The 20,468-nt window shown below is 68.1% G+C and carries 19 protein-coding genes and 1 pseudogene; 6 read left to right on the plus strand and 14 right to left on the minus strand.

The window, feature by feature from the left end; genetic code table 11:
* Positions 1-63: 63 nt before the first annotated feature.
* The 3 genes from ACVKN3_RS11000 to ACVKN3_RS11010 are packed head-to-tail and all read left to right on the plus strand — an operon-like array spanning position 64 to position 2,636.
* Complete coding sequence (locus tag ACVKN3_RS11000) at positions 64-843, plus strand: phosphatase PAP2 family protein (RefSeq protein WP_354517078.1); 780 nt, start codon at positions 64-66, stop codon at positions 841-843.
* Positions 844-885: 42 nt separating this feature from the next.
* The gene (locus ACVKN3_RS11005; protein WP_354517080.1) at positions 886-1,833 is read left to right on the plus strand and encodes a diacylglycerol/lipid kinase family protein; all 948 of its coding nucleotides are present in this window, start codon (positions 886-888) and stop codon (positions 1,831-1,833) included.
* On the plus strand, positions 1,830-2,636 hold the full coding sequence (locus tag ACVKN3_RS11010; RefSeq protein ID WP_285406022.1) for a metallophosphoesterase family protein: 807 nt from the start codon (positions 1,830-1,832) through the stop codon (positions 2,634-2,636). The genes ACVKN3_RS11005 and ACVKN3_RS11010 overlap by 4 nt, the downstream gene beginning before the upstream one ends.
* 3 nt (positions 2,637-2,639) lie before the next feature.
* Here ACVKN3_RS11010 and ACVKN3_RS11015 read toward each other — a convergent pair whose 3' ends face one another.
* The gene (locus tag ACVKN3_RS11015; protein WP_354517082.1) at positions 2,640-3,434 is read right to left on the minus strand and encodes an SDR family oxidoreductase; all 795 of its coding nucleotides are present in this window, start codon (positions 3,432-3,434) and stop codon (positions 2,640-2,642) included.
* 57 nt (positions 3,435-3,491) lie between these two features.
* Positions 3,492-5,051: a POT-type proton-dependent oligopeptide transporter gene (locus ACVKN3_RS11020; RefSeq protein ID WP_354517084.1), complete on the minus strand. Its 1,560-nt coding sequence runs from the start codon at positions 5,049-5,051 to the stop codon at positions 3,492-3,494.
* A gap of 97 nt (positions 5,052-5,148) precedes the next feature.
* Between ACVKN3_RS11020 and ACVKN3_RS11025 the strand changes: the two genes are divergently transcribed.
* A complete protein-coding gene (locus ACVKN3_RS11025) occupies positions 5,149-6,180 on the plus strand; it encodes an oxidoreductase (RefSeq protein WP_354517086.1) in 1,032 nt (343 codons plus the stop codon).
* On the opposite strand, the gene ACVKN3_RS11030 is transcribed toward ACVKN3_RS11025, so the two are convergent.
* From ACVKN3_RS11030 to ACVKN3_RS11040, 3 genes and pseudogenes are all read right to left on the minus strand, one after another.
* Positions 6,175-7,038: a sulfurtransferase gene (locus ACVKN3_RS11030; RefSeq protein ID WP_354517088.1), complete on the minus strand. Its 864-nt coding sequence runs from the start codon at positions 7,036-7,038 to the stop codon at positions 6,175-6,177. The two genes, ACVKN3_RS11025 and ACVKN3_RS11030, sit on opposite strands and share 6 nt — an antisense overlap.
* Positions 7,032-7,825, minus strand: a pseudogene (locus ACVKN3_RS11035) (CoA pyrophosphatase). The gene ACVKN3_RS11030 and the pseudogene ACVKN3_RS11035 overlap by 7 nt, the downstream one beginning before the upstream one ends.
* Positions 7,826-7,850: 25 nt before the next feature.
* On the minus strand, positions 7,851-8,573 hold the full coding sequence (locus ACVKN3_RS11040; protein WP_285406012.1) for an FKBP-type peptidyl-prolyl cis-trans isomerase: 723 nt from the start codon (positions 8,571-8,573) through the stop codon (positions 7,851-7,853).
* Positions 8,574-8,719: 146 nt separating this feature from the next.
* Here ACVKN3_RS11040 and ACVKN3_RS11045 point away from each other — a divergent pair, with 146 nt between their 5' ends.
* Positions 8,720-9,502 (plus strand): enoyl-CoA hydratase/isomerase family protein, encoded by a 783-nt coding sequence (locus tag ACVKN3_RS11045; protein ID WP_354517090.1) that lies wholly within the window; start codon positions 8,720-8,722, stop codon positions 9,500-9,502.
* An 18-nt stretch (positions 9,503-9,520) separates the two neighbouring features.
* Here ACVKN3_RS11045 and ACVKN3_RS11050 read toward each other — a convergent pair whose 3' ends face one another.
* From ACVKN3_RS11050 to ACVKN3_RS11070, 5 genes are all read right to left on the minus strand, one after another.
* Complete coding sequence (locus tag ACVKN3_RS11050) at positions 9,521-10,411, minus strand: DUF1684 domain-containing protein (protein ID WP_285406006.1); 891 nt, start codon at positions 10,409-10,411, stop codon at positions 9,521-9,523.
* A 45-nt stretch (positions 10,412-10,456) separates the two neighbouring features.
* Complete coding sequence (mutL, locus tag ACVKN3_RS11055) at positions 10,457-12,334, minus strand: DNA mismatch repair endonuclease MutL (protein ID WP_354517092.1); 1,878 nt, start codon at positions 12,332-12,334, stop codon at positions 10,457-10,459.
* A 52-nt stretch (positions 12,335-12,386) separates the two neighbouring features.
* Complete coding sequence (locus ACVKN3_RS11060; protein WP_354517094.1) at positions 12,387-14,030, minus strand: N-acetylmuramoyl-L-alanine amidase; 1,644 nt, start codon at positions 14,028-14,030, stop codon at positions 12,387-12,389.
* Positions 14,031-14,151: 121 nt separating this feature from the next.
* Positions 14,152-14,613: a tRNA (adenosine(37)-N6)-threonylcarbamoyltransferase complex ATPase subunit type 1 TsaE gene (tsaE, locus tag ACVKN3_RS11065; protein WP_354517096.1), complete on the minus strand. Its 462-nt coding sequence runs from the start codon at positions 14,611-14,613 to the stop codon at positions 14,152-14,154.
* Positions 14,610-16,082 carry an NAD(P)H-hydrate dehydratase gene (locus ACVKN3_RS11070; protein ID WP_354517098.1) on the minus strand — a complete coding sequence of 491 codons (1,473 nt, stop codon included), beginning with the start codon at positions 16,080-16,082 and terminating at the stop codon, positions 14,610-14,612. Before ACVKN3_RS11070 ends, tsaE begins: the two co-directional genes overlap by 4 nt.
* Before the next feature lie 35 nt (positions 16,083-16,117).
* Here ACVKN3_RS11070 and queG point away from each other — a divergent pair, with 35 nt between their 5' ends.
* A complete protein-coding gene (queG, locus tag ACVKN3_RS11075) occupies positions 16,118-17,188 on the plus strand; it encodes a tRNA epoxyqueuosine(34) reductase QueG (protein WP_354517100.1) in 1,071 nt (356 codons plus the stop codon).
* 59 nt (positions 17,189-17,247) lie between these two features.
* On the opposite strand, the gene ACVKN3_RS11080 is transcribed toward queG, so the two are convergent.
* The 4 genes from ACVKN3_RS11080 to rplQ form a co-directional block, all read right to left on the minus strand.
* Positions 17,248-17,751 (minus strand): hypothetical protein, encoded by a 504-nt coding sequence (locus ACVKN3_RS11080; protein ID WP_354517102.1) that lies wholly within the window; start codon positions 17,749-17,751, stop codon positions 17,248-17,250.
* 131 nt (positions 17,752-17,882) lie between these two features.
* Positions 17,883-19,256, minus strand: coding sequence for a class II 3-deoxy-7-phosphoheptulonate synthase (locus ACVKN3_RS11085; RefSeq protein ID WP_285405988.1), 1,374 nt, complete (start codon positions 19,254-19,256; stop codon positions 17,883-17,885).
* A 45-nt stretch (positions 19,257-19,301) separates the two neighbouring features.
* Positions 19,302-19,802: a disulfide bond formation protein B gene (locus tag ACVKN3_RS11090; protein WP_354517104.1), complete on the minus strand. Its 501-nt coding sequence runs from the start codon at positions 19,800-19,802 to the stop codon at positions 19,302-19,304.
* Between the two features lie 157 nt (positions 19,803-19,959).
* Positions 19,960-20,346 (minus strand): 50S ribosomal protein L17, encoded by a 387-nt coding sequence (rplQ, locus tag ACVKN3_RS11095; protein WP_285405982.1) that lies wholly within the window; start codon positions 20,344-20,346, stop codon positions 19,960-19,962.
* Positions 20,347-20,468 lie beyond the last annotated feature (122 nt).

Here is a 20,468-nt window from a genome sequence, read left to right on the forward strand (position 1 = left end):
TATCGGCCGCGACGCGCGGCGTGGCAACATGCCGATCCTGCCACGATACGCGAGGTGAACCGAGTGCCATTGGATTGGATCAGCACACACGCCCTGTCGATCTGGGCCCTGCTACTGGCGGTGGCCCTGGTCGGCTCGGACGTGGCCTGGCGACGCGCCGTGCGCCGACGTGAAGGCCTCGACCCGGCCGCACGCGCCTTTCTCCGGCCGACCACTGCGCTGGTCGTGGTGGTGACCATGCTGCTGGTCGCTACGGTGATCGCGGTGGAAGTGCGCGAGCAGGCCGGGTTGACGGTGTTCGACGCCGGACTGGCGGCGGACCTGCGGGCCAACTTGCCCCTGCCCATGCTGCGGGTCATCGCGTGGGTGACGCACAGCGGCGACCCGGTCGTGGTGGGCGCGGCCACCGGCGTGGTCTTCCTGGCCCTGCTGCTGCGCCGTCATTTCCGCCTCGCCGCGACCTGGATCGTCACGCTGGTCGGCACCGCCCTGATCAACAGCGCTCTCAAGGCGTGGTTCCATCGCGAGCGCCCCCTGCACGACCACGGCTTCATCGTCGAGCGCAGCTACAGCTTTCCCAGCGGGCATGCCTCCGGCTCGATGGTCTTCTACGGCATGCTGGCCTACGTGTTGCTGGTGCTGTGCCCGCCACGCTGGCATCGCGCCATCGTGATCGGCGCGGTCACCATGATCACCGTCGTCGGCATCAGTCGCATCCTGCTCCAGGTGCATTATTTCAGCGACGTGATGGCCGGCTACGCCACGGGCCTGGCCTGGGTGACCCTCTGCGTGGGCAGCGCCGAATACCTGCGCCTCCGCGAAGGCCGCCGTGCCACCACGTAAATTCATGCGACCGTGACGAGACGAGTGCTTCGATCCTCGCCCATGCCCACCCCACTCGCTTTTGCCATCGTCATGAACGCCGGCTCCGGCCGCCAGGACGCGGACGCCGCGCGCGACGAGATCGCCTCGATCCTGGAGGCCGCCGGTCGCCCCCATGCGTTTTTCCTGATCGACGACGGGCATCCGATCGAGCAAGCGGTCCGCGAGGCGGCCGCCTATGCAAAAGAGCACGAGGGCGCCATCGTGGCGGCGGGAGGCGACGGCACCATTAACTGCGTCGCGCAGACCGCCTGGCGCGAGCAACTGACCATGGGCATCCTGCCGCAGGGCACGTTCAACTTCACCGGGCGCACGCACGGCATTCCCACCGACACGCGTGGCGCCGCCGAGGCCCTGGTGCGGTCGACGCCGATCGACGCGCAGATCGGCATGGTCAACGACCGGATGTTCATGGTCAACGCCAGCCTGGGTCTCTACCCGCAGGTGCTGGAGGATCGCGAAACCTGGAAGCAGCGCTTCGGCCGTCACCGCATCGTGGCATTGTGGTCGGGCCTGGCCACGCTGATGCGCGACTACCGGCCACTGCGTATCGAGGTCACCGACGGATCGCAGGCGCGCCAGCTGCGCACGCCCACGTTGTTCGTCGGCAACAACGCCCTGCAGCTGGAAAAGATCGGCCTGGACGAGGCTGCCGACGTGCATCGCAACGACGGCACGCTGGCCGGGCTGGTCCTCAAGCCGATCGGCAAGCTGACCATGCTGCGGCTGATCCTCAGCGGTGCGCTGGGCAAGCTGGGCGAAGCCGAGCATGTGGTGAGCTTTCCGTTCCGCGAGATCACAGTGACGCCGCGGCGCCGGCACACGAAGATCAAGGTGGCGATCGATGGCGAAATCGTCTGGCTCGCCCCACCCATCGTGTTCCGCGCCGCGCCGCGTCCCCTCGTGCTTCTCACCGACGGTGAGCGCCAGCCCGGGGAGGATCCGGGTTGAGCCTGCTGGTACAGATTTCCGATACCCATTTCGGCACCGAGCGCCCGCCCGTGGTCGCCGCCCTGGGCGAACTGATCGCCTCGTTGCGACCCGACCTCGTCATCCTCTCCGGCGATGTGACGCAGCGCGCACGGCGCAGCCAGTTCGACGCGGCGCGGCGCTTCATCGATGCGTGCGGCCGCCCGGTCCTGGCCATTCCGGGCAACCACGACGTGCCACTGTTGAACGTGTTCGCGCGTGCGTTCGATCCGTTCGGTGGCTACCGTCGTGCGTTCGGTCACGACCTGGAACCGGTGCACGCCAGCGACGACGTGCTGGTGATCGGCGTGAACACCGTGCGTGCCGCACGGCACAAGAACGGCGAGGTGTCCGACGCGCAGATCGAGCGGGTCGGCCGACGGTTGCGCGAGGCCACCCCGGGGCAATTACGTATCGTCGTCACTCATCAACCCGTGCACGTCATCCGCGAATCGGACGTGGCCAACCTGCTGATCAACCACGAGCGCGCGATCACCGCCTGGGCCGCGGCGGGTGCGGATCTCGTCCTGGGCGGCCATATCCACCTGCCCTACGTCAGGCCGCTGAACACGGAAAAACGTGCCCTGGCCAGCGAACTGTGGTCCGTGCAGGCCGGTACGGCGCTGTCCACGCGCATCCGTGACGGCATCAGCAACTCGTTCAACGTCATCCACCACGATCCCGCGAACGACCCGGGCAGCTGCGTGGTGGAGCACTGGGATTACAACGAGGCCAACGGCCGATTCGACCCCGGTGGCAAGACCACCATTCCGCTACACCGCTGACCGTCACACGTAGTGCATCTTCCGTGCGACACCGCCATCCACCGTGATGTTCTCACCGGTGATGAAGCCGGCTTGCGACGACAGCAGGAACACGGCCAGTGCACCGATATCCGGTGGCAGGCCGGCGCGCCCTACGGGATGTTGCGCATGATCCGCTGCGGATAACCGCGCCTTGCGGCGCAGGCCCGGCTTTTTCCACGCGTCCACGACCACCCAGCCGGGGTTGATCGCGTTCACGCGCACCGGCCCCGCGCTGATCGCCAGCGCATGGGTAAAGGCGACGATGCCGCCCTTGGTGGCGGCGTAGGCCTCCGTGTCCGGCTCCGACTGGTGCGCGCGCGACGATGCGATGTTGACGATCGCGCCTTTGCTGCGCGTGAGCGCCGGCAACGCATGCTTGCTGCACAGGAAGGTACCGCCCAGGTTGGTATCGATGCGGCGTTTCCATTCGCTCCAGTCAAGCTTGTGCAGCGGACCGCTGGTGGGATCGGCGATGCCCGCGTTGTTGACCAGGCCGTCGATGCGCCCGAAGCGCTTGAGCGCCGCGGCCACGAAGCGTTTCACGCTGGCTTCCTTCGACACGTCCAGCACCAGGAAGGCGGCACGCTCGGCGGCGTCCCATTCCTCCAGGCAGGCCCTTCCCGCGTCGGCATCCAGGTCGCCGATGAGCACCGATCCACCGACGGCCAGCACCGCCTCGGCGATGCCCTGCGCGCCACCGGTCACCAGCACCACCTTGCCGGGCCACTCGCCGTTGCCCGTCGACGGAAAGGGTGCTGCCTTGTTCGCTGCCGCCATGGGTCGTGTCTCCTACCGGAAGGCCTCGATGCTCCGCGCGACGCCGTGCAGGGAACGTCACGCGGCGCGGTAATAGTCCACGGAGCGATAGCCGCGTGCGTACAGCCCGAACGCCAGCGCAGCCATGGCAGCAAAGCTGGCGAAGAAGAACATCTGGAACGCGGTGGCCCCCATGCCCGTGCCCGCGATCCCTGCCAGCACGGCTTCGTTGCGCACGCCTGCGTTGGCCAGCAGCACCCAGAGGTTGCCGACGGTGACGCTCAACGTCCAGAAGCTCATCAGCGTGCCCTTCATCGACGGTGGTGCCTGGCTGTAGGCAAATTCCAGGCCGGTCGCCGAGACCAGCACCTCGCCCATGGTCAGCAACACGTACGGCAGCACCTGCCATGCGATCGACAGCGCATCGCCACCGTCCAACGCCATTTGCAACACGCCGACCACTACCCAGGCCAGCGCGGAAAACACGATGCCCGCCGTCATGCGACGCAGGGCCGTGGGCTCGATGCCGGCCTTGCGCAGCAGCGGAAAGAGCACGAGGTTGTTGAACGGGATCAGCAGCAGCACCAGCAGCGGATTGATCGCCTGCATCTGCGCGGGGTGCAGCCAGTCGGGCGCACGCATCGCGCCAGCCTGGAGCACCCAGGTCGAGGCTTTTTGGTCAAACAGGGACCAGAACGGCGTAACCAGGGCGAACACCACCAGCACGCGCAGCACCACCGCCACGCCGTCGATCGCCTCGTCGGGGTGAGTACCGCGCGCCCGCTCCAGCTGCATTCGCGTACCGATGCCACCCCCGACCAGGATCGCCACAAGCCCGAGGCACAGCGCCGCGACGATGCCCAGCACCGGCGTGGTCGCCAGTGCCGCCAGCGCCAGCACGACAGACCCCGCGGCGACCCACAGACCCGACCGGCCCTGCCCTTCGCGACGGGTGAGCAACGCGGTGCGCACCACCTTCATGAAACCGTGGGGATCGTTCCCCGCGGGTGGTGCCATCACGTAGTGACGCCGACCGAACCAGAACACCACGGTGGCAACGAACATCAACGCACCGGGAATGCCGAACGCCACGGCTGCGCCGTAATGGCGCAGGAAGAAGGGCATAGACACCGATGCGAGAAACGAACCGACGTTGATGATCCAGTAGAACGCATCGAACACGACCTTCGCCAGGCGTCGGTTCCCCTCGTCGAACTGGTCGCCGACGAACGCCGCGACGCAGGGCTTGATCCCGCCCGCGCCCAGGGCGATCAACGCAAGGCCGGTGTAGAAGCCTGCCACGCTGTGCTCGAACATGGCCAGGCAGAGGTGCCCCAGGCAGTAGACCAGGCTGAGCCACAGCACGGTGCGGTACTTGCCGAACCAGCGGTCGGCCAGCCAGCCGCCCAGCAGCGGAAAGAAATACACGCCGATGACGAAGGTATGGAACACGTCCTTGGCCGCCCCCGCACGCTCCGCCTCCGGCAGGTACAGCAGCAGCGAAGTGATCAGGAACGGCGTCAGGATGTTGCGCATCCCGTAGAAGCTGAAGCGCTCGCACCCCTCGTTACCGATGATGTAGCCGATCTGCCGCGGCATGCGCTCCGGCGGGCTGGCGGCATCGGCGATGGGCGTCATGGGCGTTTCCGCGGCTTACGAAGAAGCGCTGGATGCTAAACGAAACGCTCAGGCGCGCCGCGTTACGCTAGGTCATTCGACAGCCCAAGGAGCGACCATGCACGCGATCCCCACCGGCCTCATCGGCTACGGCACCGCAGGCGCCTTCTTCCATGCACCACTGATCGCCGCCGCGGAGGGCCTGCACCTTGCCGCCATCGGCAGCCGCCGCGCCGACCAGATCGCCCGTGACTTTCCCGAGGCCAAGGCCTACGAAAATCCTCATGATTTGCTGGCCGACCCCTCGCTCGAGCTGATCGTCATCGCCTCGCCGAACGAAAGCCACGCCCCGCTGGCACGTGCCGCGCTGGAAGCCGGCAAGCACGTCGTGGTCGACAAGCCGTTCACCCTGGACGCGGCGGAAGCCGACGCGCTCATCGAACTGGCCGACCGGGTGGACCGCCGCCTTTCGGTTTTCCAGAACCGTCGCTGGGACAACGATTTCCTGACGGTACGCCGCCTGATCGAAGACGGCCGACTGGGCGAAGTCGTCTACTTCGAAACCCACTTCGATCGCTTCCGGCCCGAGATCAAGCCGGGCTGGCGGGAAACCGACGTTGCCGGGTCGGGCGTGCTGTACGACCTCGGCGCGCACCTGATCGACCAGGCCCTGGTGTTGTTCGGCCTGCCCCGCGCGATCACCGCGGATGTCATGCGCCAGCGCGCGGCCGCCAAAACCGATGACTACTTCCACCTGGTGCTGGATTACGGTCACCGCCGCGCGGTGCTGCACGCGTCGGCACTGGTCCGCGATCCGGGGCCGCGTTACCTGGTGCACGGCGATGGCGGCAGCTTCGTCAAGTACGGCATCGACGGGCAGGAGGCCGCCCTGCGCGAAGGTCGCCGTCCGGGCAGCGAGCACTGGGGCGACGACGATCCCACACTGTTCGGTCGCTTCACCGATGCCGATGGCAGCACCACGGTCATCGACACCCTGCCTGGCCGCTATACCGCGTACTACGACGGCGTCGCGGCGGCCATCCGCGGGGCATCGGCGGTACCCGTGGACCCGCGCGAATCGCGCGACGTCATCCGCGTGATCGAGGCGGCGCAGGTGAGCGCACGCGAACGACGCACGGTGGTGCTATAGGGCATCGCCGGTGGCCACGCCACGGGAGCGGTCGCTGACCCAGCCGCTCCATGACGGTGCATACAGGCGCGAACCGCACAGGCCCGCGTGCTCCATGGCCAGCAGGTTATGGCACGCGGTGACGCCGGAGCCGCACATGTGCACCACATCGTCCGCAGGGTGCGGACCGATCACACCCTCGAACGCCCGACGCAGGCTCTCGGGGGAATGGAACGTGCCATCGGCGTCGAGGTTGTCCGCGAACGGTCGGTTGCGCGCACCGGGCACGTGCCCGGCCACCGGGTCCAACGGCTCGACCTCGCCGCGATAACGCGGCGTGGCACGCGCATCCAGCAGGACCAGCCGTCCCGACGCCACACCCTCGGCCAGGACGTCGGCATCCACCGTGCCGGCTTCGTCGAAGGCCACATGCACAGCCGTCGCCTCGCGCTGCGGCACCTCGGCATCCACGGGCAACCCGGCCCGCGTCCAGGCGGCCCAGCCGCCATCTAGCACGGCCACGTTGTCCAGGCCGGCCAGCCGCGCCAGCCACCAGAAGCGCGCGGCTGCCAGGGCCCCGCCGGCCGCATCGTAGACGACCACCTGCAGGTCCGGCCGCCAGCCCGAGCGCGCCAGCCAGCCCTGGAAGCGCTCGGGCGAGGGCAACGGATGGCGACCGCGGCCGTTCGCGGGCGTCGCCATGTCGGCCAGGTCGCGGTCGAGATCGGCACGCACGGCGCCGCGGACATGCGCCCGTGCATAGTCCGCGTCGCCCTGGTCGGGGTGGGCGAGGTCGAAACGGGCATCGACGAACAGCACGTCGTGCGCGGAGAGGTGGGCGGCGGTGCCGGCATCGACGAGCGTGCGCGAGATCAGCATGGGTGGTGTCCCATCCGTTTCAGCAGGTTGAGGAGGATGGCCGCCGTGACGCCCCAGATGCGGTAGCCGGCATGCAGGAATTCGACCATGTCACGACGATGGCCGCGGAACTCCATGGTGTAGCGACGCAGGTTGTCCGGCTCGAGGAAGAACGCGAACGGCACCTCGAACACCTCGGCCACTTCGCCGGGATCCGGCCGGAGCACGGCATCGGCGTCGATGCGCGCGACCACCGGCGTGACCGAGTAGCCGCTGATCGTCTCGAACGCGTCCAGGAAGCCCAGCGGCGTGACCTTGCGCGCGTCCAGCCCGATTTCCTCGTGGCTCTCGCGCAGCGCGGTGGCGACCGCGTCCCGGTCGACGTCTTCCACCCGCCCGCCGGGAAACGCGACCTGCCCCGCGTGCTGTTGCAACGTGTCCGTACGGACCGTGAGCACGACGTTCTGCTCGCGATCGTCGCGGATGCCGATCAGCACGGCAGCCGCACGGCGCGGACCGTCGCCGATCAGTTCAGCCATGTCGTGGTGGTTCCAGCCGCGCGGGCCGGGCGGTGCGTCCAGCGGCAACAACGCGCCACGCAAACGGGCCAGGAGGTCTTCCATTACCCGGCCTGCCGGGTCGGGAGGACCTCGTCCATCAGCCAGCGCTTGCGGTCGTCGTCCAGCGACGACCAGCAGGCGATCTCGTCGCCCGTGCGCAGGCAACCCACGCACAGGCCGCGCGCGTCGAGGCGGCACACGCCGGTGCACGGGGTAAGGGGGAGCGAGGAGGAAGGGACCGGGGACATACCGTCGGCCATTCTAGCGCGACCCTCAGGGCTTGACGTCGATCAGCTCGAGGTCGAACACCAGCGCCTCGTTGGGGCCGATGCGGGGCAGTTCGCCGCGCTCGCCATACGCCAGCGCGGGCGGAATCACGACCTTCCACTTGTCGCCCACGCGCATGCGCGGGATCACGTCCTGCCAGCCGGGAATCACCCGGTTGACCGTGAAGGTCACGGGCTTGCCATGCGCGTAGGAACTATCGAACTCGGTGCCGTCGATCAACGCACCGCGGTAATTGACCACCACGGTGCTGGTGACGCTCGCCTGCGCACCGCGGCCCTTGTTGAGCACGGCGTACTGGATACCGGAAGGCAGCGTGGTGACGCCCGGCCGGACCCGGTTGCGGGCGAGGAAATCGCTGCTGCGCTTGGCGTTGGCGGCGGCGACACGGCGGAACTCCACCACGGAATCGCGCTGCACCTTGGCGTCGAAGTTCACCAACTGCTGCTGCATGACATCGATGGGTACGCCCGGCGCGCGCTTGGCGTAGCCGTCCTGGAGCGCCCTGACCAGCACCGCGATGTCGACATCGGGCTGGGCGCTGTTGGCGAACTGGGTGCCGATCTGGTAACCGATGGCGTACGACAGCCGGGTCTTGTCGATGGCCGGTGCGGCGGAAGCGTTTGCCGTGGCCGGCCCCTGGGCCAACGCCGGGATGGCGGGCAGGCACAGCAAGGCGGCGATCGTGACCAGCAAACGCGAGGATGGCATCCCGTTCTCCAAGAACCCGGAACCCTGGGCGTGCGTGGAGGATAATCCATCGGCCGCTGCCCCGTCCGTACACCCTCAGACGCCGCGGAAGGGGTAAAGGTTCCCCTGCTACCATCCGCCGCCTTGCCCCACCGCCAGGAGCCTCCATGGCCTTTCGTACCCTCGTCACCGCCGATCGCGGCGCCGTCCGTCACATCACCGTCAACCGCCCCGACAAGCTCAACGCGCTCAACCGCGAGACCATCGGCGAGCTGACCCTGGCCTTCCGGCAGGCAGCGCAGGACGACGCCATCCGCGTCGTGGTGCTGGCTGGTGCGGGTGAGAAGGCATTCGTCGCCGGCGCGGACATTTCCGAAATGTCCGACTGGTCGCCCGTGAAGGCGCAGGCCGCGTCACGCGCCGGGCAGGACCTGATGCTGACGGTAGAGCGCCTGGGCAAGCCCGTGATCGCGAAGATCCAGGGCTACACCCTGGGTGGCGGGATGGAGCTGGCCATGGCGTGCCATCTTCGCGTAGCCAGCGAAAAGGCACGCTTCGGCCAGCCGGAGATCGGCCTGGGTCTGATTCCCGGTTTCGGCGGCACGCAGCGCCTGACCCGTCTCGCCGGTCGGGGCCTGGCACTGGAGTTGTGCCTGCTGGGCCAGCAGATCGATGCGGCCCGCGCCGAGCGCACCGGCCTGGTCACCCGCGTGGTGGCGGCCGACGAACTGGACGCCGCCGTGGATAACCTGGCCGACCAGCTGGCGGCCGCGGCACCGCTGGCCCTCAAGGGCATCCTGGAGGCCGTGATCGAAGGCGGCGAATGCGCGATCGACCAGGGCCTGGCCTTCGAGACACAGGGCTTCGCCATCGCGTTCTCCACCGAGGACATGCGTGAAGGCACCGGCGCGTTCCTGGAACGGCGCAAGCCGGTGTTCAAGGGCGCCTGATACGGCGCCCGTGGTGCGTCAGTCGTGGCCGCCGGCGTATTTCTTCTCGCCCGCGGTCACGCGCACGTCCAGCCGGTTTTCCGGCGGCGCCAGCGGGCACGTGGCATACGGCGTGAACGCGCACGGCGGGTTGCGCGCCTCGTTGAAATCCAGCACCAGCTTGCCGTCCTTGGCCAGCGGCGTATCCAGGAAGCGCGCCGCGCCGTAGGTTTCCTTGCCGCTGGTACGGTCGGCGAAGACGAAGAACAGCGAATCGGGTTCTTCCTGGATGGGGTAGAGCTCGAAGGTGTGGCCATCGCGCGTGAACACCGCCTTGCCCGGCACCTTCTCCTTGTCGATCGTGCCGAGCACCGAGCCGATTTCCAGCTCGTGCGGCGGATCGAACGGCACCCAGCGGGCTTCCACGCGCCACGTCGGATCGACGGTGAAGTAATCCAGGCCGGCAAAGTGCGTGCGCGTGGCGGCGTTGTCGTCCTTCACGCGCAGGGCTTTCTTGCCGTCGCGGGCGATGACGAAGAAACGGGCCGAGCCGAAGCGGACTTCCGTGGGCTTGCCGCCGGCGCCGCCATCGTCGACGAGCGTGGCGCGCTGCACCTCGCGACCGTCGACCAGCGCACCGCTGCCGGGCGCCAGCTCGATGGTGACCGCCCCGCCGTCGTCCAGCGTGACGACACCCAGGTGGGCGGGGCCGGCCTTGAGGACGATATCGTTGTCGGCGGCGCTGCCGATGCGATTGGCACCGGGCTGCAACCAGTCCAGCCCGACCAGGCTGAGCCAGCCGTCCGGCGCCTTCAGTGCGTCGATGCGTGCGGCACGCACCTTCTCGATGGCGGCGGTGTAGGCGTCGCCGGCAATGGCGTTGCCGGTGGTGACCGCGACGACGGAGGCGAAGGCAAGCGAACGGATCATGGCGAAACCCCGGTTTGGACGTCTATCCGTCCAGCATACATCGATTCATCGACCGCGCAGGAACAGCCGGTCCAGCTCGCCCAGCGACAGCTGCACCCAGGTGGGACGGCCATGGTTGCACTGGGCGGAGCGCTCGGTGGCTTCCATCTCGCGCAGCAGCGCGTTCATTTCGGGCAGGCCCAGGCGCCGGCCGGCACGCACGGAGCCATGGCAGGCCATGGTGGAGAGCAGTTCGTTTTCCAGTTCTTCCAGCCGGCGCGAGCTGCCGTGCTGGGCCAGTTCGGCCAGCACGTCGCGGGTGAGCTGGGCCACATCGGCGCTTTCCAGCAACGACGGCACGCGCCGCACGACCACGCCCGAAGGACCGCTGCGCGACAGCTCCAGGCCCCAGTCGGCGAGCGCCTCGGCATGCTCTTCCGCGGCGGCGGCCTCGCGCGCGCTGACCGCGATCGACAGCGGCACCAGCAGCATCTGCGAGCGCAGGCTGGAGGTGACGCGGCCGTTCTTCAGCTTTTCGTAGGTGATCCGCTCGTGCGCGGCGTGCATGTCGACCAGCACCATGCCGTGTTCGTTCTCGGCCAGCACGTAGATGCTCTTCAGCTGCGCGATGGCGTAGCCCAGCGGGGGGATGCCACCCTCCGTATCCGGTTCGTCGCCGGCGGCCGGCGGCGTCCAGGAAGTCGACGGCCGCGGCGTCGACAGGGACGTCGTGGCGCCGAACAGGGTCTTGTAGTCGGCCAGGGGCTCGTCGCGCACGCCCAGGCCCAGTCGCGACTGGCTGCCTGCCTGCGGCCAGGCGGGCATCGATGCCATGCGCGATCCCGCGCCACCGCCCGCAAATGCCCCCGGCTCTGTCCCCTGCCCCGCGTCGGTGCCGCCGGCCATGCCTGACGGCGCATCGGTCGAGGGCGCTGCGCCGATGCCGGCACGCGTCTGCGCCAGTGCCTCGTGCAGCGTGCGGAACAGGAAATCGTGGATCAGCCGCTGCTCGCGGAAGCGCACTTCGCTCTTCGCCGGGTGCACGTTCACGTCCACGCCGACCGGATCGAGCGCTAGGAACAGCACGAACACCGGATGGCGACCGTGGAACAGCACGTCCGCATACGCCTGGCGCACGGCGTGGGCGACGATGCGGTCGCGGACCAGCCGACCGTTGACGTAGAAATATTGCTGGTCGGCCTGCGAGCGTGACGCGGTAGGCAGGCCGACCCAGCCGGACAGGCTCAGGCCCGCGGCCTCGTGGTCCACGCGCAGGGCCTGGCCGGGAAACTCGGGGCCGAGCACTTCGGCCACGCGCGCCAGCGCCGCGTGTTCGTCGCGTGCCGGCTTGAGCAGGCGCACCGGCTTGCCGTTGTGCGAGAGCCGGATATCGACACCCTCGCGGGCCAGCGCCAGCGATTTCAGCAGGTCGTCGATGTGCGCGAACTCGGTGCGCTCGGCGCGGAGGAACTTGCGCCGGGCCGGCACGTTGTAGAACAGGTCGCGCACCTCGATGGTGGTGCCCGGCGGATGCTGCGCGGGCCGCGCATCCTGCAGGCGACCGCCGTCCACGTCGATGCGCCAGGCGGCGTCCTGCCCCGCATGCCGCGAGGTGAGCGAGAAGCGCGCCACGGACGAGACGGAGGCCAGCGCCTCGCCACGAAAGCCCATGCTGGCCACGCGCTCCAGGTCGTCGAAGCTGCCGATCTTGCTGGTGGCATGCGAGGCGACGGCCAGGGCCAGTTCGTCACGCGGAATGCCGCCGCCGTCGTCGCGCACGCGAATCAGCCGGGAGCCGCCCTGCTCGATGTCGACCTCGATCCGGCGCGCACCGGCATCGATGCTGTTCTCGACGAGTTCCTTGACTACCGAGGCGGGTCGCTCGATGACTTCGCCGGCCGCGATCTGGTTGATCAGCTCGGGCGGCAGGGGGCGGATGGGCATGGATGACAACCTGACTGCGTTCAGGTTGAAAGCATAGCCCAAGGGCGCGGCGTCAGCTCGCGGGAATGACCATGACCGAGCCGACGCGGACGTTGTTGTCGTTCATCTTGTTGGCGATCTTGAGTGCGCCGACGGATACGCCGTACTGCTGGGCGATGCCGGTCAGGGTCTCGCCGCGGTTGACGCGGTGGAGGTCGCGCACGTTCTCGTCGGCACGACCCGACCGCGTTTCGACGCGATTCCGTGCGGGCGACGGGGAGGCCTCGGCCTTGGCAAGGGCCTTACGGCCGGGCGTCGCCACGCGCGAAGCCGCCTTGACGGCATCGGAGGCCACCGCACCGGCGTCGGACGCCACGGCAGGCGCCGCGGGTGCGGACGCGGCCGTCGCGGCCAGCGAGGTGCCGTTGCGCCGCGCGGCCTGCGCCGCGAACCATGTGCCCGGCGGCGGCATGGATTCGAAATAATTGCGCACGCCACCGAGCACGGCGGTAGCCAGCTCGCGGCGATGGCCGTCGTCACGCAGGCGGCGTTCTTCTTCCGGGTTGGTGATGAAGGCCGTTTCCACGAGGATGGACGGCACGTCCGGCGAACGCAGCACCACGAAGTTGGCGCGCTCCACGTAGCCGCGGTGCGTCGGACCCAGGCGACCCAGCGCCTTGAGCACGTTGCCAGCGATGGATTCGCTGGCCTGCATGGCGTAGCCCTGCTGGAGGTCCAGCAACACCGCCGCCAGCGAGTCGTCCTTGTCGTCCAGCGACACGCCGCCGACCAGGTCGGCGCGGTTTTCGCGATCGGCCAGCCAGCGCGAGGCTTCGGACGTCTTGCCGCGCGGCGACAGCACCCAGACCGACGAGCCCTTCGCGTCGCCGTTCTTGAACGCATCCGCGTGGATCGACACGAACATGTCGGCGTTGTGCTCGCGGGCGATCTCGTAGCGGCGCTTCAACGGGATGAAGTAGTCGCCGTTGCGGGTCAGCACGGCCTGCATGCCGGGCTGGCGGTTGATCTGGTCAGCCAGTTCGCGCGCCACCTGCAGGGTGACATCCTTCTCGCGCAGGCCGGTGGCGCCGCGAGCGCCCGGATCCTCGCCACCGTGGCCGGCATCGATGGCCACGACCACCTTGCGCTCACCACCGAGCATCGGCGGCGAACCCGCCGGAATCGTCTTGCCCGCCTTGCCGCGCCTGCTGCGCAGGGGAGCCACAGCGGGCGCCTCGGTGGGGGATTCGGCGATAGCCGTGGCGAGCGACGGCGCATCCGTATCCGACGGGCTGTTGTCGCCTGGATCGCTCTGGCCGCCGGGGTACAGATCGAGCACCAGCCGATAGCCGTAATCGCCGGCCGGCTTGAGCAGGAAACTCTTGGGCTTGGCGCGGGCGTCCACGGTAGCCACCACGCGGGCGCCGCCGCCCTGCTTCCCCGCCGTCATGGACTGGAACAGGCCCTGCTTGCCCGGCGCGGAGAAGTTGCCCGCCACGGTGCTCCCGGCGATATCCAGGACTACGCTGCCGGGCGTATCGCCCTGGGACATCTTGTACGTGGCGGGGCCGGACAGATCGAACACCACTCGGGTGTATTCAGGGCCGGCCCACACCCGCGCCGACTTGACGTCGGCGGCCAAAGCCAGGGCAGGCGCCAGCGTCGCGAGGGCGATCGCGCACACGAATCCACGGAATTTGAAGATGATTCCCCTCATACGGCCCGGATTGAACTCCATGCGCCCGACGAATGCAATATGTTTTCCCTTGATAATCCATAACCTGCGAAACCTTCGTCAACGCACGTACAGGAATGTCGTCCAAACGAGGACATGAGCGTCAGCGCGATAGTGCCGCGAGGATGCGCTGGCCGGACATCGAGCGGGCCTCCAGCCGTACGGCACGGCCGCCGTCGGCGTGGCGGAAATGGAGTTCCAGGTCGACCGGCGGCAACGCGCCCGCGCCACGCTCCGGCCACTCCACCAGCACGACGGCGCCGGGCTCAGCCAGGCTGTCCAGGCCGAGCCACTCCAGTTCGCCGGGGTCGGCGATGCGGTACAGATCGAGGTGGAAGGCCCGTCGGTCGCCGATGTCGTAGCCCTCGACCAGGCTGTAGGTGGGGCTCTTCACCCGCTCGCCCACGCCAAGGGCGCGGAGGAAGGCCCGGGCGAACGTGGTCTTGCCCGCCCCCAGGTCGCCATGCAGGAACACGACGAGGCCACCCTGCAGGGCCACGGCCAGTTCGCGGCCAAAGGCCAGCGTGGCGTCTTCGTCGGCAAGGACGCGTTCTTCGCCACTCATGCGGGCAACCCGTTGACCAGCCGGCGCAAGGGCTCCAGCAGGTCGCCGGCCAGCAGCCCCCGCTCGCCCTGCCGTGCGGCCACGTCCGCCGCGCGCGCGTGCAGCGCCACGCCCAGGCAGGCGGCCTCGTAAGGCTCGCAACCCTGCCCCAGCAAGCCGGCGATGATGCCGGTAAGGGTATCGCCCATGCCGCCGCTGGCCATGCCCGGATTACCCCAGGGGCAGACCGAGACCTGGCCGTCCGGCGAAGCGATCAGGCTGCCGTTGCCCTTGAGCACCACAACCGCCTTGAAGCGCCGCGCCAGCTCGCGGACTGCCGCGAAGCGGTCAGCCTGGATGACCCGTGTATCCCTCCCGAGCAGGCGGGCGGCCTCCCCTGGGTGCGGGGTCAGCACGACCTTCTCCGGCAGCGCGCGCGCATGGGTATGCAGCAGGTTGAGGCCGTCCGCGTCCAGCACCATCGGCAGGCCGGCGTCCAGCGCCGTGGTCCACAGCGCGTGACCCCAGGCCGCCTGACCGAGGCCGGGCCCCAGCGCGACCACGGATGCCTTGTCGAGCATAGGCTGCAGCGCCTGTGGACCGTCGACGCCATGCGCCATCAGTTCCGGACGCGCCGCGTTCATCGCCGGCACGTTTGCTTCGCGCGTGGCCACACTGACCAACCCCGCGCCGGTGCGCAGGGCGGCCTCCGCGGCCATGCGCACCGCACCGCCCGTGCCGTGGTCGCCACCGATGGCCAGGACGTGCCCGTTGTTGCCCTTGTGCGAATCCCGCGGGCGTCTCGGGAGGGAGGCTTCGACCAGCAGGCGCGCGTCGGGCGCTTCCAGGATGCTGCCGGGCAGGTCCAGGCCATGCCGTTCGACGTCGCCGGCGAGCGCAGCGCGATGGGTATGCAGGCCGCGCTTGTGCACGATGAACGTGGCCGTCGCCACGGCCTGCACCGCGACGCCGGGGCAATCGCCGGTATCGGCGTCGAGCCCCGAGGGCACGTCCAGGGCGAGTACGGGGAGGCCGGCAGCGTTGATCGCCTCGATGGCGAGGGCCGCCGCGCCCTCGGGCGCCCGGTTCAGGCCCGTGCCGTAAATCGCGTCGACGATGACATCGGCGGGAGCGAGTGCGGCCCAGGCGTTCCACGACAACACCGTGCCACTCGCGGCGACGAAGGCGTCGCGAGCTTGCATGGCGTCCGTCCCCCGTGGGGCTTCCAGCGCGACGAGATCGACGGCGAGGCCGAGATCCAGCGCGTCGCGAGCCACGAGGTAGCCGTCACCGCCGTTGTTGCCGGCGCCGCAGACCACGCGGAGGCGCCGGGCCTGGGGCCAGCGCTGGCGCAGCATGCCGAACGCCGCGGTAGCCGCGCGCGCCATCAGCGCAAAGCCCGGGATACCGAGGTCGCCGATGGCGCGCTGGTCGATCGTGCGGGCCTGCGCGGACGTGAAAAGAGCGATATCGAGGTTGGGCGAAGTCATCGGAGGATTATAGGAGGGGCAAGTAGAATGCACGCATGCCCGCACCCCCCGACACCGACTACGCCGCACTCGCCGACGACATCAAGCGTTGGGCGCGCGAACTCGGCTTCGCGGATGTCGGCATCGCCGGCACCGACCTGGGTAACGACGAGGCCTACCTGCAGCGCTGGCTGGACGACGGTCACCACGGCGAAATGGACTACATGGCGCGCCACGGCACGCGACGCAGCCGCCCGGCCGAACTGGAGCCGGGAACGCTGCGGGTGGTCTCGGTACGGATGGATTACATCCCGCCCGGCACGTCCAATGCCTGGGACGTGATCGAGGATGGCGAAAAGGCCTACGTCGCGCGCTATGCGCTCGGTCGCGATTACCACAAGGTGATGCGCAACCGGCTGCAGAAGCTGGCGGCACGGATCGGCGAGCGCATCGGCGACTTCGGTTACCGCGCTTACGTGGACTCCGCTCCCGTGCTCGAAAAGGCCCTGGCCCGCAATGCCGGCCTCGGCTGGATCGGCAAGCACACGGTGCTGATCAACAAGCGCGCGGGTTCCTATTTCTTCCTCGGCGAGCTGTATACCGACCTGCCCCTGCCCGTCGATCAGCCGGCCAGTGCGCACTGCGGCAGCTGCCGGCGTTGCATCGACATCTGCCCGACGCAGGCGATCGTCGCGCCCTATCGGCTGGATGCACGCAAATGTATTTCCTACCTGACCATCGAACTGAAGGGCAGCATCCCCGAAGCACTGCGTGCGCCGATCGGCAACCGCATCTTCGGCTGCGACGACTGCCAGCTGATCTGCCCGTGGAACAAGTTCGCGCAGGAAGCCACCGAGCCCGACTTCGCCCCACGGCATAGCCTGGACGGCCCGCGCCTGATCGACCTGTTCGCCTGGAGCGAAGCGGACTTCCTCTCGCGTACCGAGGGCATGGCGATCCGCCGCACCGGTTACGAAGGCTGGCTGCGCAACCTGGCCGTGGGCCTCGGCAACGCCCCCACCTCCGACGAGATCGTCGCCGCACTCCGCGCACGCGCGGACGATCCATCACCCATCGTGCGCGAACACGTGGCGTGGGCATTGGCCCGGCATGCCGCAGACGGCTGAGCGCACACCTCCCACTCGTCCAAGGCGCGCGACACCTGCACGACTTACCGCGTCGAGAATTACCGGATCGAGACCCTTCCGACGCACGTGAGGTCCGTGCCCCGCGTGTCGCCCACATGGACCAGTGGATAAACCTCGACATGCTGGCCGGGTCGGTCGAACGCATCGAAGGTCCATCGACCGTGCTCGCCACGCGATGTCTGCCGGGTGAAACCCCACTGCTCCAGCGCTGCGGTGAAATGAGCGAAGTCGGGTGAGCAGATGGCCTGCGGCGATGGCTCAGCCTCGTCGATGGGCGAGAACGCGAGGTCCACCCGTGGACCGATCGAGGGCACCAGCTGGCGTTGCACGCTGAACGACCAGTCGCCAGGAAGTTGCTGGGCGTAGCCGAAGTGGTCGGCGCTTACTCGCGTTACAGGTACGCCAAGGGCCTGACCCATGGACTCCGGCGTCAGTTCCGCCACGCTCCTGTGCGATCGGATCAGCGCCATGACGCCATCGAGCGCCTGGGTGGCCGTGATCCGGCCGGATGCCATGGCGCCGTGTGTAGCGGAGCTGCGCACGCCTGAAGCCGCGTGGGCCATATCCTTTGCGCACGCCACGGATGTGGCGAGCGCAAAGCTAAGAGCGACGGCGACACCCAGTGGGAGTGCCGCCGATGAACAACCGCGAGACGGCTGCCTCATGAAAAAGCTCAGGCCATGCCGCCCGACTTCTTCACGATCAGCATCGCCAGTTCCAGTGACTGCTCGTAGTTGAGCCGGGGATCGACCATCGACTTGTACGCGCGGTCCAGGTCCGTCTCCACCAGACCACGAGCACCGCCGAGGCACTCGGTGACGTTCTCGCCGGTCAACTCCAGGTGCACGCCGCCCAGGCGGGTGCCGGCCGCGGCATGGATGTCGAACGCCTGGTCCAGCTCGCCCGCGATGTTGGTAAAGCGCCGCGTCTTGTAGCCGTTGCTGGTGCTCTCGGTGTTGCCGTGCATCGGATCGGCGACCCAGAGCACGCGGCGACCTTCCCGCTTGACCGCCTCAAGCAGAGGCTGCAGCTGCGTAGCGATCTTGTCGTTGCCCATGCGATGGATCAGGGTCAGGCGACCCGGCTCCTCGTTCGGGTTGAGCACGTCGATCAGACGCAGCAGTTCGTCCGGCTGCACCGTCGGGCCGACCTTCACGGCGATCGGGTTGCGGATACCGCGGAAGTATTCCGAGTGCGCGCCGTCCAGCGCGGCCGTGCGCATGCCGATCCACGGGTAGTGCGTCGACAGGTTGAACCAGCCGTCCTGGCGCGGCACCTGACGGGTAAGCGCTTCCTCGTAGTGCAGCAGGAGCGCTTCGTGCGAGGTGTAGAAATCCACCCGGGAGTAGCTGGAGATCGACTGCCCGGCCAGGGTTTCCATGAAGCGCAGCGAATCGCCGATGGTGGCGACCATGCGCTTGTACTCGGCAGCCAGCGGCGAATGATCCACCCAGGCCAGGTCCCAATACTCGGGGTGGTGCAGGTCGGCAAAGCCACCGTCGATCAGCGCGCGGACGAAGTTCATCGTCATCGCGGAGCGGGCATGCGCCTTGATGAGCCGCTGCGGATCGGCGCGACGCGCGGCTGGCGTGAACTCGGGGCTGTTGACCAGGTCGCCGCGGAAGGCCGGCAGGGTAACGCCATCGCGCGTTTCGGTATCGGCGGAGCGCGGCTTGGCGTATTGGCCGGCAAAGCGACCGACGCGCAGCACCGGCTTCTTCATGCCGTGCACCAGCACCAGGCTCATCTGCAGCAGCACCTTCAGCCGGTTGGAAATGATCGGGCTGTTGCAGTCCGCGAAGCTTTCGGCGCAATCCCCGCCCTGCAAAAGGAATCGCTCGCCGTCCTGCGCTTCCGCAATGCGCTGCTTCAGGGTGAGGACTTCCCACGAGGTGACCAGCGGCGGCAATTCGCCGAGCTGGGTCAGGGCGTGGTTGAGCTCCGCCGCGTCTTCATACGTCGGCTGCTGGAGGGCGGTCCTCGAACGCCACGAACCCGGCGTCCAGTCGGCGGACGGGGGAACTACGGCTTTGAGGGAGTGCTGCATGACGGTGGTGCCTTCGTAATGGCGCCTGGAGCGGCGCAGGAGAAATCAGCGAACGGTGCGACGGAGGGCGACAAGCGCCCAGACGATCAAGGCGATGAACCAGAGCAGGGTCCAGGCCGGCATGGGCAGCCCGAGGATGGGTTCGATCTTTGCGCACTCGCCGGAACCCGTGAACGCCAGCTTCAGCATCTTCATGAAGGGGAAGGCGTCGAACAGGTAGCCCAGGCCGGGACCGCAGGCGGGAACCTGATCGGCAGGCAGCGATTGCAGCCACAGATGACGACCCGCGGTCGCCACGCCCCATAGACCACCCAGGGTGACGAGAGCTGCATAGATGGATCGGCCGCGTCGCGTCGCTGGCGCATGCAGGGCACCCAGCAGGAAGAACAGACCCATGATGCACACCGCGATGCGCTGGAAAATACACAGCGGGCACGGATCCAGGTGCATCACATACTGCGAATACAAGGCGAAGGCCATCAGGCCGACGCAGACGAGGAAGGCCAGCAGGTAACGCGAACGGAACGTCAGGGAGGAGAGAGCCATGGGTAACGGATAGGTGTCAGGACAACCACGTTAACCCGATGTGCATGCGTTTGTCAGCAAGCACGTGAAGTTTCGTTTGTAACCGTAATTCAATCACTTGCATAAAAAAAACCCCGGCAGGTCACCCGGCCGGGGTTCTTTGGGACAACCTTGGCGCTTACTCGGCGTCGACGGCTTCGGCAGCGGTCGGGCGATCCACCAGCTCGACATAGGCCATCGGAGCGTTGTCGCCCGGACGGAAGCCGCACTTGAGGATACGCAGGTAACCGCCGGGACGCTCGCGGTAGCGAGGACCGAGCTCGACGAAAAGCTTGCCCACCGCAACCTTATCGCGCAGACGCGAGAAGGCGAGGCGGCGGTTGGCGACGCCGTCGGTCTTGGCGAGCGTGATGAGCGGCTCGGCAACGCGACGGAGTTCCTTGGCCTTGGGCAGCGTGGTACGGATAAGCTCGTGCTTGATCAGCGACGACGCCATGTTCTTGAACATGGCTTCGCGATGGCTGCTCGTACGGTTGAGCTTGCGACCGGATTTCTGGTGACGCATGACGTGTACTCTCTAAGTCTGTTGTTATGAAAAGCCGGCCGGATGGACCGACGTTCCGCGGTTACCCGCTGATGCGAGGCTGTCAGTACGCCTCGTTATAAGAGGGCGGCCTCTATGGACCG

The organism is Luteibacter sp. PvP120 (assembly GCF_054055715.1).